This window comes from Bacillus sp. LB7, from assembly GCF_030449715.1.
Taxonomy (GTDB): Bacteria; Bacillota; Bacilli; order Bacillales; family Bacillaceae; genus Bacillus; species Bacillus paralicheniformis.
In genome coordinates this window covers 23,643-35,089 of the sequence record NZ_JASGCA010000016.1, presented here as the reverse complement: position 1 = coordinate 35,089, position 11,447 = coordinate 23,643, and the positions used below count along the sequence as shown (strand labels likewise).

The 11,447-nt window shown below is 45.4% G+C and carries 12 protein-coding genes, 1 riboswitch and 1 other annotated feature; of the genes, 1 reads left to right on the top strand and 11 read right to left on the bottom strand.

The genetic code is table 11. The features are described from left to right. Positions 1–51 precede the first annotated feature (51 nt). From leuS to QMZ64_RS17915, 4 genes are all read right to left on the bottom strand, one after another. Positions 52–2,466 carry a leucine--tRNA ligase gene (gene leuS / locus QMZ64_RS17930; RefSeq protein ID WP_265625882.1) on the bottom strand — a complete coding sequence of 805 codons (2,415 nt, stop codon included), beginning with the start codon at positions 2,464–2,466 and terminating at the stop codon, positions 52–54. 112 nt (positions 2,467–2,578) lie between these two features. Next, positions 2,579–2,785: a binding site (T-box leader), on the bottom strand. Between the two features lie 102 nt (positions 2,786–2,887). Next, positions 2,888–3,217, bottom strand: a complete 330-nt coding sequence (locus QMZ64_RS17925; protein WP_016885609.1) for a DUF4257 domain-containing protein — start codon at positions 3,215–3,217, stop codon at positions 2,888–2,890. 221 nt (positions 3,218–3,438) lie between these two features. Beyond that, positions 3,439–4,620 carry an MDR family MFS transporter gene (locus QMZ64_RS17920; RefSeq protein ID WP_243944351.1) on the bottom strand — a complete coding sequence of 394 codons (1,182 nt, stop codon included), beginning with the start codon at positions 4,618–4,620 and terminating at the stop codon, positions 3,439–3,441. Positions 4,621–4,740: 120 nt separating this feature from the next. Then, positions 4,741–5,565 (bottom strand): MetQ/NlpA family ABC transporter substrate-binding protein, encoded by an 825-nt coding sequence (locus QMZ64_RS17915; RefSeq protein WP_265625880.1) that lies wholly within the window; start codon positions 5,563–5,565, stop codon positions 4,741–4,743. Positions 5,566–5,621: 56 nt separating this feature from the next. Then, a riboswitch (SAM riboswitch) is annotated at positions 5,622–5,729 on the bottom strand. A 130-nt stretch (positions 5,730–5,859) separates the two neighbouring features. On the opposite strand from QMZ64_RS17915, the gene QMZ64_RS17910 reads away from it, so the two are divergent. Beyond that, positions 5,860–6,540, top strand: a complete 681-nt coding sequence (locus QMZ64_RS17910) for a sunset domain-containing protein (protein ID WP_265625879.1) — start codon at positions 5,860–5,862, stop codon at positions 6,538–6,540. Positions 6,541–6,568: 28 nt separating this feature from the next. Here QMZ64_RS17910 and QMZ64_RS17905 read toward each other — a convergent pair whose 3' ends face one another. From QMZ64_RS17905 to QMZ64_RS17875, 7 genes are all read right to left on the bottom strand, one after another. Continuing rightward, a complete protein-coding gene (locus QMZ64_RS17905; protein WP_265625878.1) occupies positions 6,569–7,900 on the bottom strand; it encodes an ABC transporter permease in 1,332 nt (443 codons plus the stop codon). Beyond that, positions 7,890–8,588 (bottom strand): ABC transporter ATP-binding protein, encoded by a 699-nt coding sequence (locus QMZ64_RS17900; protein WP_265625877.1) that lies wholly within the window; start codon positions 8,586–8,588, stop codon positions 7,890–7,892. The genes QMZ64_RS17905 and QMZ64_RS17900 overlap by 11 nt, the downstream gene beginning before the upstream one ends. A gap of 25 nt (positions 8,589–8,613) precedes the next feature. After that, complete coding sequence (locus tag QMZ64_RS17895; protein WP_265625876.1) at positions 8,614–9,591, bottom strand: permease; 978 nt, start codon at positions 9,589–9,591, stop codon at positions 8,614–8,616. Continuing rightward, complete coding sequence (locus tag QMZ64_RS17890; RefSeq protein WP_075751881.1) at positions 9,585–10,463, bottom strand: ATP-binding cassette domain-containing protein; 879 nt, start codon at positions 10,461–10,463, stop codon at positions 9,585–9,587. The genes QMZ64_RS17895 and QMZ64_RS17890 overlap by 7 nt, the downstream gene beginning before the upstream one ends. After that, the gene (locus QMZ64_RS17885; protein ID WP_003184565.1) at positions 10,456–10,848 is read right to left on the bottom strand and encodes a GntR family transcriptional regulator; all 393 of its coding nucleotides are present in this window, start codon (positions 10,846–10,848) and stop codon (positions 10,456–10,458) included. Before QMZ64_RS17885 ends, QMZ64_RS17890 begins: the two co-directional genes overlap by 8 nt. 41 nt (positions 10,849–10,889) lie before the next feature. After that, on the bottom strand, positions 10,890–11,018 hold the full coding sequence (locus QMZ64_RS17880; RefSeq protein WP_256164402.1) for a hypothetical protein: 129 nt from the start codon (positions 11,016–11,018) through the stop codon (positions 10,890–10,892). A gap of 125 nt (positions 11,019–11,143) precedes the next feature. Next, positions 11,144–11,416, bottom strand: a complete 273-nt coding sequence (locus QMZ64_RS17875) for a YtzC family protein (protein WP_265625874.1) — start codon at positions 11,414–11,416, stop codon at positions 11,144–11,146. Positions 11,417–11,447 lie beyond the last annotated feature (31 nt).

Below are 11,447 nucleotides of genomic sequence, written 5' to 3'. Positions count from 1 at the left end.
CTTTCGGCGGAATGACAAAAAAGCCCCTTCGGATTGAAGGGGCTTTCGCCATTAATTTGCGACAATATTGACAAGCTTTCCAGGTACAGCGATCACTTTTCTGATCGTTTTTCCTTCGAGCTGTTCTTTTACTTTTTCATTGTTTTTCGCCAGCTCTTCAAGCTGTTCTTTGTCAGCGTCGGCTGGAACGTTCAGCTTCGCTTTCACCTTTCCGTTCAGCTGAACGACGATTTCGACTTCGTCATCAACGAGCTTTGCTTCATCATAGACAGGCCATGCTTCATACGTGATCGTTTCCTCATGTCCAAGTCGGCTCCACAGCTCTTCAGCTAAATGAGGCGCGACAGGAGACAGCAATTTCACGAAGCCTTCCATGTATTCTTTCGGAAGCTGATCAGCTTTATATGCTTCATTGATGAAGACCATCAGCTGAGAAATACCTGTATTGAAACGCAGACCTTCGAAATGGTCTGTCACTTTCATGACCGTTTCATGGTAGACGCGCTCAAGCGTTTCGCCGGCTCCTTCAACGATCTTCTCGTTTAACCCGCCATTGTCATCGATGAACAGACGCCATACGCGGTCAAGGAAGCGGCGGGCGCCGTCAAGTCCTGTCGTTGACCAGGCGATCGATGCATCCAAAGGCCCCATGAACATTTCGTACAGCCGGAGCGTGTCCGCGCCATGCGTCTCCACTATTTCGTCCGGATTGACGACATTGCCTTTCGATTTGCTCATTTTTTCGTTGTTTTCACCAAGAATCATTCCTTGGTTATAAAGCTGTTTGAACGGCTCTTTCGTCGGAACGACCCCGATGTCATAAAGGAATTTATGCCAGAAGCGCGCATACAATAAGTGCAGAACGGCGTGTTCCGCCCCTCCAATATACATATCGACAGGAAGCCATTCCTTTAATTTTTCAGGGGAAGCCAGTTCGTTCGGGTTTTTCGGATCGATGTAGCGCAGGAAGTACCAGCAGCTTCCCGCCCATTGCGGCATCGTATTCGTTTCGCGTCTTCCCTTTTTGCCTGTTTCAGGATCTGTCACTTCCACCCATTCTTTAATGTTCGCAAGAGGAGACTCACCCGTTCCGCTCGGTTTGATTTCCGACGTTTTCGGCAAGATCAGCGGCAGCTCTTCTTCAGGAACCGGAGTCGATGTGCCGTCTTCCCAATGGATGACCGGGATCGGCTCGCCCCAGTAGCGCTGACGGCTGAACAACCAATCGCGGAGGCGGTATGTTATCTTTTTCTCGCCCTTTCCGTTTTCATCAAGCCACTGGATCATTTTTTCGATCGCAGCCGCTTTATCAAGGCCGTTCAGAAAGTCTGAATGAATGTGTTCGCCGTCGCCTGTATATGCTTCTTTCTCAACATCTCCGCCTTTGACGACTTCTTTGATCGGCAGCCCGAATGCAGATGCGAATTCGTGGTCCCGCTCATCATGGGCAGGAACCGCCATGACCGCCCCGGTCCCGTATGTAGCCAAGACATAGTCCGCAATCCAGACCGGAATTTTTTCCCCGTTTGCCGGATTGACCGCATAAGCACCTGTGAAGACGCCTGTTTTTGTTTTCGCAAGGTCTGTCCGCTCCAAGTCGCTCTTTGATTGAACTTCTTCGATATAGGCATCGACTGCGTCTTTCTGTTCAGGTGTCGTGATTTTTTGAACCAAATCGTGCTCCGGAGCCAAAACGGCATATGTCGCACCGAATAATGTGTCAGGCCGCGTTGTGAAAACCGTAAACGTTTCGTCTGTGCCGTCGACCGCAAAATGAACATGCGCCCCTTCGGAACGGCCGATCCAGTTGCGCTGCATCTCTTTAATGCTTTCCGGCCAGTCGAGTTCTTCCAGATCTTCAAGCAGGCGGTCGGCATAAGCGGTAATCTTCAGCATCCACTGCTTCATTGGACGGCGTTCTACAGGATGGCCGCCGCGTTCGCTTTTGCCGTCGATAACTTCTTCATTGGCAAGAACGGTTCCAAGCGCAGGACACCAGTTTACAGGGACTTCATCTACATAAGCGAGACCTTTTTCGTAAAGCTTTAAGAAAATCCACTGCGTCCATTTATAGTAGTCCGGATCTGTTGTATTGACTTCTCTGTCCCAGTCATACGAAAAGCCGAGCGCTCTGATCTGACGGCGGAAGTTGGCAATGTTCTGCTCGGTAAAGACGGCAGGATCGTTTCCCGTATCCAGCGCATATTGTTCCGCAGGAAGACCGAATGCATCCCAGCCCATCGGATGGAGGACATTGTACCCTTGCATCCGTTTCATGCGGGACAAAATGTCGGTCGCCGTATAGCCTTCAGGGTGTCCGACGTGAAGGCCTGCGCCTGACGGATACGGAAACATGTCCAATGCATAAAATTTCGGTTTCGATTTATCTTCACGCGTGGCAAACGTTTTATTTTTCAGCCAATAGTCCTGCCACTTTTTCTCGATTGTTTGATGGTCAAAACTCAATTGTAAAAACCTCCTTTGAATATGAGTACGGCTTCTTTGTCTTCAAGTATGGACGGGACTGGCAGCGTTATATTCAGATTATTCTAAAATCAAAAAAACTCTCCCATCCCTAAGAAGGGACGAGAGATTTCCCGCGGTACCACCCTTGTTAGTGTGCATGCGGCACACTCACTTGATATCTGTAACGCAGATACGCGGCAGCAGCTCATCACTGCTGCAACTCTGAGGCGAGTTCGGAAGCTCATTTGATTGACTTTCACCAGCCGTCAACTCTCTGAAACAAAATGGGCTTCTTACTGCTCCTCTTCACTGTTCTTGCCGTAACCGTAATCTTATCTGTATTTTATAGAATTCTGTTCATAAGTGCAAGCAGGTTTGTATACAATGGGAATGTGCTGAAAAAAGGGTAAGAGTGAGGATCTTAATCGTGTGGAGATTTGTTTTGCCGTTCGGAGTTCTGTACATTTGCCTGCTGTTCTCTGACAAAGTCAAAGCTTCTCAATACAGCTTCACCGCCGTAGCCGGCAATGATCGATAAAACGACAAGCTGAATTCCAGAATCAGGCTCCGCAGATAAAACAAGCAAAATAGAAGCAACCATTCCGACAAGAATATCTTCAAAAAATCCAAGGTAAATGAATCGTTTCGTTGTTCTCGGTTTCTCGAGGCGTCCTCTTTTTTTAACGTGCCCGAGAACCCCCATAATCCCTCCAATCAAACAAGCAACCAAAACTTGATGCAGCATCTTCATCACCTTCCTAAAGCCCTTAGTTTAGTCAAGCGACTTCAGGCCATCGAGCAGCCCCCCCTAGACCCCTTGCGATGATATTCGATACTACCATACAGAAAATGTGTTCTGTCTGAGAAGAAAAAAAGCTTGTTTCTTCCATTATATGTGAAGATTTGGTTGATAATCTTGATTCCTTCGATTCATTTTCGCATAATTACAATTACCTATTTTTTCTATATCACTCATGCATCTGATTGAGCGGAGAGCTGCTTTTCCTTCCTGTCGTATAAAAACGCCGTTCCTATTGCGATCAGCAGCAATACGAGCAGAACCGCGAGCAAAAGCTGCATATTGAAATAATCAACCAGCATTCCGCCAAAAAGCGGCCCGATCATTCTTCCGCCAGTCGCCATACTGTTGACAAACCCTTGATAAAACCCTTCTTTCCCCCTCGGAGCGAGACGGTTTGCGATTGTCGGCACAGCCGGCCATACAAGCATTTCGCCAATGGTCAGCACAACCATCGCGGCAAGAAACGCCGGAAACCGTTCAGCGCCAAACAAAATTCCGTATGCCATCATAAAAATGACAAATCCGATCACGATTTGGTTTTTCAGCGATTCGGCAAACCGTTTCACAAAAAAACCGATCAGCGGCTGGCCGAAAACAATGAGCGCACCGTTCACTGTCCAAAGCACGCTGTACTGCCCAAGAGATATCCCCAGCTCCTGGGTGTGTGAAGCGATGGTCGAGGACCATTGCGAATAAGCGACCCAGCCGAGCAGATAGCCCGTACATATAACCAAAAGCGCGGAAAATCTCGATTTCCCGCTGACTGAATCGGCATGATCCAAAACAGAAGACTGCATGGCTTTTTCAGAGCGGATGCGCCTAAATCCGAAAATCGCAATCATGAAAAAGACGGCATACAGCATCGCATTCGCCAGAAAAACATACGTAAATGAAAAAGACGCGACAATTCCGCCGAGCGCTGAACCGACTGCCACCCCTGCATTTTGCGCCACGTATACAGCATTGAACGGCTTTCTGCCGCCTTCCGGCCAAACTGAGCCGGCCATTGCATAGCATGCCGGAAACACGATACCTGATCCAAAACCGGCCAATGTTAAGAAAAGAATGTATTGGAACCAATCGTGAAAAAAGACGAGGCCTGAAAGGCTCGCAAATGTAATCACAATTCCAAGAACGACCGTTTTAAATCCGCCGATTTTATCGAATAGATATCCCCCGAACAGGTTGCCCAGCACATTTGCCCCTGAGTTCAGCATCAGCACAAATCCGGCCGCTGTCAGCGACTTTCCCAAATGCTGATGGATATAAATGGTATTCAGCGGCCATAAAAAAGATGCCCCTGTGACATTGATAAACATTCCGATGACCAAAAGCCATAATGTGCGCGGCATAGCGTTTCCTTCTTTCTCTTTAGCATTCCCTCTAGATTCTATTCGTTTTGCCCATTTTTTTCAATTGACACGATTTCGATTTTCAACATAAAAAACCCCCTTTTTAAAGGGGGAATTTTTTTATGATTGCGTCATCCATTTCGGCTTTCCGAAACCGGCGAACTCCCGATCAATCGCATCTTCAAAAGCTTTGGATTTGACCGCTTCTTTGAGATCTTCGGCGAATGGCTTGTTTTTGTTTTTTTCATCCACTACCACTTGATTGCGGTAGCGGTCGGGCATGTTCTCAAGCGCCAGCGCGTCCTGCAGCTTCATATTGGCGGAGAGAGCGAAATTGCCCGGGACAGCCGCGATATCCAGGTCATCGACAGCTCTTGGAAGATTGGCGGATTCAAGCTGTTTAAATGTCAGCTTTTTCGAATTTTCCGCAATATCCTGGACAGAGGCTTTCAATGTGTCGACATCGCTTTTCAGCCGAATCAGCCCCTGATCCTGAAGCGTTAAGAATGCCCTGGCGGCATTGGCTGGATCGTTTGGAACAGCCACTTCCGCCCCGTTTTTGACATCGTTCAAGTCGTTATATTTGGCAGAATAGAGACCCATCGGAGCGGTCGGCACAGAAATGAGCGCCGCAAGATGTTTATTGTTTTCTTGATTGTATGATTTCATAAAAACCTCATGCTGAAACAAATTGGCGTCGAGTTCGCCTTCGCTTAATGCCGTGTTCGGCTGTACATAATCGGTGAATTCGACAACTTCAACTTTGTAGCCTTTTTTCTCAAGTTCAGGCTGAATCGCTTTTTTGACCATATCGTAATACGGTCCTGCAGTAGCGCCTATTTTGATCGTTTTACCGTCGCTTTCAGCATTGTTTCCGCACGCGGCCAGAAGCGCCAGGCTCAAGGCCAGTCCCAGCGCAAAAGTCCATTTTAATAACTTGTTCATGTATATCTCCTCCTCCAAAATAAAAAAACTCTTTCAGCCGCCTGAAAGAGTTGTTCAACTTATCTTTCAGAATGCGCCTGACATTCTGCTGGATTTAGCACCTTGCTCTGCTGCAGGTTGCTGAGATTTCGCCGGGCCAGTCCCTCCATCTCTCTTTATAAGCTGCATATTCGGTTTTTAAATGATTTCTCTATTTTACGTTTGAATATTTAGATTTGCAAGAAATTTTTTAGTATAAACATTTTTTTCTTTTTAAGCTAAAATATAGTTATCAAACACGAAAGGAGACGAATTATGGAATCTATCATGCTGATCGGGTTTTTATCCTTCATTTTTTCCATCTGCTATCTTGCCTTTCATTTTATCAGAAGAATCTTTTCTCCAGGCAAAAAATTTTCCAGAAAACTCTTTTATCCTTGTTTTGCAGGCGGACTTCTCCTCCTGATCATCTCTCTTCCTTATTACGATGAGGAAACATATGCCGTCGATGAGACAAAAACAGAGGACCTGACAACCGAGCTTCAGGAACTGAAAACTGAACACAGCGCTGTACAAAAGGAGCAAACCGCATTAAAGCAGCAGCTCAATCAAGCAAATGAAAAACTGAAGGCAGTCAAAACGGAGAATGACACATTAAAAAAAGAAAACGAAAAACTGACAAAAGAAAAAGACTCGCTTACGAAAAAAACAAAATCGCTATCAGAAAAACTGGCCAAGGCTGAAGAAAAAAGCGGCAGTGCCGAAGCCACTGTAAAAGAAAAGAACACCACCGCTCAGGCCGGAACGTCACACAGCGCGCCCGCCGCTAAGAAAAGCAGCGGTGAAAGCACACAGGAGTGCAAAATTAAAGGAAGCGTCAACCATATTTATCATACACCGGGAAGTACATATTATGACCGCACGAAAAACGTCGCCCGTTGGTTCTGCACAGAACAGGAGGCACGTGATGCGGGATACAGACCTCCGAAACGTTAAAAAAGCCGGCATACCGCCGGCTTTTTTCTTAAAGCTCTCTTCTTAATGCTGTCAGCACGTTCGTTCTTGTCGCTTTAATGGCCGGATTCAGGCCTGAAAGAATGGCGACGCCTGCACTGATCAAGGTGGCGATGAGTACAAGGCTGACCGGAATATGCGAGAAGGTGATGCTGAGCTCTGCAGCACTTGCTTCTCCTTCTGAAACCGATGATAAAATGACAGGAATAATCTTGTTCACTAAAAAGCTGACACCGTATGAAATGATAATACCTAAAACAGATCCTAAGATGCCGATATAGGCGCTTTCCAGCAGGAACATTCGGCGGATCACATTCGGGCTCGCCCCGATCGCTTTCATAATCCCGATTTCCTGCGTCCGTTCTGTAACCGCCATTGTCATCGTGTTGAAAATCCCGATGGCTGAAATCAAAACGGCAATGACTCCGACAAAGATCAGACCGATTTTAAAAGCCATGAAAAACAGATTGATGCTTTCGAGTTTTTTCGTTATTGAATCGACGTAGTAGCCTTCATCCTCCAAATCTGTTGTCAGCTGTCCGACATGTTCAAAATTATCCGCGTAAACCGAAAGCTTTTTTTCGATCGTGCCGTTGTCTTTGTCCGCCTTCAGAAATCCGGTGATGTCTTTTTGCATGTCGTTGCTGACATAGACTGTTGAATCGCTTGCCCATTCATAAGAAGGTTTTTTCGTCACTCCGACAACTTTCAGATCATATGTTTTCGCTTTCCCTTCTTCTCCTGTTTTTTCATCCATTTTTGAGATCTTTAATTCAATTGTTTTGCCGAGAATATCTTCTGCGTATCCTTTTGGTTCTTTTACTTCCTCCGCATTATTTTCCATCTGTTTTTCATAATCTTGGGCTTCTTTTTTCGTCCAGAGATTCTTCCCGAAATGGTAGCCGACGACGATTTCATTCGGTGTTTTCGCTACGCGGCCGCGATCGAGTTTGATATTGGCTTTTTGTTCAGCGGCCATGTCAGTAATCGTGATATTCGACATTTGATTGTTGGTCCTATTGCCCAACTTTGCTTCAGCAGGTGCGAACACCTGCGTGCGCTCGATAATCGCGGACACATCTTTGCGATTTTCAAACTCTTTCAAGTCTTTCTTTTGAACTTTCTGATCGCTCTTTCCTTCTTTTCCGACAACCTGAATTTCAGTGACAATCTGTTCTTTCATCAGCTGTTCAGTCATCGATTTTTGCAGTCCGAATCCGACCGATGCGAGCACGATTAAAAACGCGCAGGCCACCGTTGTTGCGAGAATGGTCATAAACACACGCAGGCGGTTTTTCTTCATATTTCTTCTAATGAACTTTAACTGATCCTTAAACTTCAAGAGTCTCTTCCCCTTTCTCTAACACGCCGTCAGATAATTGAAATTTCGTATTGGCGATCGATGCCACCTCGTCATCGTGCGTGATGATGACAAATGTAATGCCGCGCTCCCTGTTCAGCTGCCGAATGAATTCGAGGATTTCCTGCTCTGTTTCGGAATCGAGGCTTCCGGTCGGTTCATCGGCTAAAATGATTGATGGATTCAAAATCAAAGCGCGGGCGATGCTGACGCGCTGCTGCTGTCCGCCTGAAAGCTCATTCGGATAGTGGCCGGCGTGGTTTTCAAGGCCTACGCGGTGAAGCATCTCATTGACGCGCTGCTTCCGCTCCGACGGCTGAACACCTTTTAAAGTCAGAGGCAGTTCGATGTTTTCGAAAGTCGTCAAGCTCGGAATCAGCTGAAAACTTTGAAAGATGAAGCCGAAATGTTCAAGCCTGAATGCCGCCCATTCTTTTTCGCCGTAATTCGTGACATCCGTGCCGTCAATGACGATCTTGCCTTCTGTCGGGGCGATATAGCCGGAAATCAAGTTCAACAGCGTCGATTTTCCGGAACCGCTCCGTCCGACAATGCAGGCGATTTCGCCTTTTTCGACGGTAAGCGAGACATCCTTTAACACTTTAATTTCATTTTCCCTCCCCTTTTTACCGACTTTAAACGAGTGGTGAATATGCTCTACACTGATCATTTGTAAATCTCCTCTCCATAATGGGTTACAGCTGTTTTATTTTTTTAAAAATCAAGAAGTAACTGATTAAAAACCCGACTGCCGAACCGATCAACATACCGAAGATATAGCTGAACAGGCTTGAGCCAGAGGCTGTGCCAAATCCCCAGATGCCAAATAAAATCACGAGAATTTGGATTGGCCGGTCCATTTTTCCCCAAAGGAAAAAATGTCCGTTCCGTTCAATCTGCTGTCTGATAAAGCAGAAGTAGCCGATCATATAAAACAAGATCCCCATGGCGAGCGGAATAAGCGTAAAGGCCAGGCTGCCGTATTGATTGCCGAATTGGTTGAGGTACATGATCGGCGTTATATAATCCAATAGTTCTGTTTCACCATAAAAGAAAGCAGGGTGATCTCCAAAGAAACTCCGGATGATTCGAATGTTGGCCAACGGAAGCCCGATCAGCAAATACGGCAGGATCGAAGTTGAAAATGCAACAATCAGCTGGGCCAGCGGATTGCCGGTCATCGTGCCCGCCGCCATGACAAGCGAATAGACCATAAAACAGAAAATAACCGACCCGATAAAATACTCATGAAAATGAATGACATCAACCTTATACAAAATAATCAAAGCGTAAGATAGCAAGTAAGATAATAGCTGGGCTGTTAAAAGAATTGAAATGCCGAAGAAATATTTCGTATTGAAAATGACGCCGCGCTTATAAGGAAGGCCTAGTGTGAAATCAAGCGTTCCTCTGCTCCGTTCAAACCCGATCTGGCTTAGCGCAAGCGCGACTCCGCCAACCCAGAACATTCTCATAGCCCCGCCTATCTCATAATTTTTATATAAAACGCACTCCATATCGGGAAATTTTTTCAGTTCTGAAAGACATCCTTGATACTGAAAATAATCATTTAAAATCGAAAACGGTTCACTCAGCATCACCGCTGCAAACACAACTAAAAAAATCCAAAAATGCTGTTTCCACTCTTTATATAAAAGTCCGCGGTCTACCATCTTCGCTTACCTCCATACTTCGCGATGAATACTTCCTCAAGACTGACCGGAAGCTCGTTCCAAACTTTCGGAGACAAACTTTTAAGAAATTGTTTGCTCACATCGTCTTCTTTCGGAATCAACACCGTATAAAAGACGCCGGTGTGATCCAAAACAGGGATTTCCCTTTCCCTGATTTTCAAATTGACATCTTCTTCAAATGCCATTTGGATTTTAATAAAATCGCCTTTCAGTTCATCAAGATCCATAATGTTCGACAATGTATTGTCTTCGAGAAAACCGATTCGGTTGCACATTCTTTCAATATCCTCAAGCCGGTGGGATGTGATGAGAATCGTCGTGTTGTTTTCAGCCACTTCATCGACCATCAGCTGGAGAACGTCTTGTCTTGTGACGGCATCAATGCCGTCTGTCGGTTCATCGAGCAGGATGACCGCCGGCCGGATTGCAAATGACAAGATCAGCGACATTTGCTTTTTCAATCCTGTAGACAATTCCCTGTACTTTTTTGTTTCGGGTATATCGTAACGGTTCATTAATTCATTCGCGTATGTAACATCAAAGTCAGGATAAATGTTGCGCAAAATATTGACGAGCTGTTTGTAATTGTATTTTTCGAAATAGGTGTTTTGAACGGGCATATAGACGATATTGCGCTTGACGAGCGGATGGTCCTTCACCTTGACGCTGCCGAAGTAGATGTCTCCCTCATCAGGCAGCAGGATTTGCTGAATCAGGCGGAGAAGCGTCGTTTTCCCTGAGCCGTTTCTTCCGAGCAGCCCGAAAATCTCTCCTTCCTCAAGCTTAAAGGAGATGTTTTTGAGTATTTGTTTTCCCTCAATCGTTTTTGACACAGATTTGAGCTCAATCATTCACTTCGCCTCCTCTCACTTCTTCGTCGATTTCCGCCATCCACTCCTGCAGCTTTTTCGTGTCGATCCCGGCGTAATGCGCATCGATGATCAGCTGCTTTAACTGCTCTTTAATCATCGCAATCTTCCCTTCATCAAGCGTAACTTTCGCGTTTTCAGAAATATACGTTCCTCTTCCCCTCAACGTTTCAATAATTCCTTCCCGTTCAAGTTCTTTATAGGCTTTGCTGACAGTGTTCGGGTTCGCAATGATAATAGTTGCAAGCTCTCTGACAGAAGGAAGTTTATCTCCAGGCTTGATTATCCCTTTTAAGCAAAGCTCTTTCATTTGCTGGATGATCTGCTCATAGATCGGGGTTGAGCTTCTCGGATCGATTTGAATCATCTATCTCCCTTCTTTCTCGTTCAATCTCAGATCATTCACTTTTAAAAAAATACGTATCCCAAATTTTCTTGAATTATAAAGCCCAGCTTCGCAAGTACAAACAAGAACGAACAGGCAATGATAAACGCCACGACCACCATCGGCGTTACTTTTTTATGTTTATCACTCATGAGTATTGCTCCTTTACATGTGTGTGTTAATTGTATTACTCGATATAGTACACCTAATACAATAAATACATCGTCCTTTTTTGTCAATCACTTTTTTCAAAAAAATGAACCCTTTCAAAAAGGGTTCATCTTTCATACGATCTCTGCAGAATCATATTGTTTTGAAGGGTTTGCAGCTGAAGCCTTTTGCGGTGAATTTCCTCCCTTTGCTGCTCATTGGCAAACAGCGAAAGCTTGTTTAATTCGTTAACCGCGTTTTCAAGCATCAGCTGCGCATGGCTGTACTCTGTCTCATTGTAATGTTCCTGCCTGCTTGCAGTTTCAAATTGAGATAAAGCATAATCATAAGCATCTTCGCTTCTTTGGATGTGCTCTCCGACGGATTGTCTTGTAGCCAAAGAAAACCCCTCCTTAATGGAAAAATCCATC

Bases quoted from the DNA above. Each gene is read 5' to 3' on its own strand.
- QMZ64_RS17895 (WP_265625876.1), bottom strand. From the start codon at position 9,591: ATGGTAGACCGCGGACTTTTATATAAAGAGTGGAAACAGCATTTTTGG.
- QMZ64_RS17900 (WP_265625877.1), bottom strand. From the start codon at position 8,588: ATGATCAGTGTAGAGCATATTCACCACTCGTTTAAAGTCGGTAAAAAG.
- QMZ64_RS17885 (WP_003184565.1), bottom strand. From the start codon at position 10,848: ATGATTCAAATCGATCCGAGAAGCTCAACCCCGATCTATGAGCAGATC.
- QMZ64_RS17925 (WP_016885609.1), bottom strand. From the start codon at position 3,217: ATGAAGATGCTGCATCAAGTTTTGGTTGCTTGTTTGATTGGAGGGATT.
- QMZ64_RS17890 (WP_075751881.1), bottom strand. From the start codon at position 10,463: ATGATTGAGCTCAAATCTGTGTCAAAAACGATTGAGGGAAAACAAATA.
- QMZ64_RS17880 (WP_256164402.1), bottom strand. From the start codon at position 11,018: ATGAGTGATAAACATAAAAAAGTAACGCCGATGGTGGTCGTGGCGTTT.
- QMZ64_RS17910 (WP_265625879.1), top strand. From the start codon at position 5,860: ATGGAATCTATCATGCTGATCGGGTTTTTATCCTTCATTTTTTCCATC.
- QMZ64_RS17915 (WP_265625880.1), bottom strand. From the start codon at position 5,565: ATGAACAAGTTATTAAAATGGACTTTTGCGCTGGGACTGGCCTTGAGC.
- QMZ64_RS17920 (WP_243944351.1), bottom strand. From the start codon at position 4,620: ATGCCGCGCACATTATGGCTTTTGGTCATCGGAATGTTTATCAATGTC.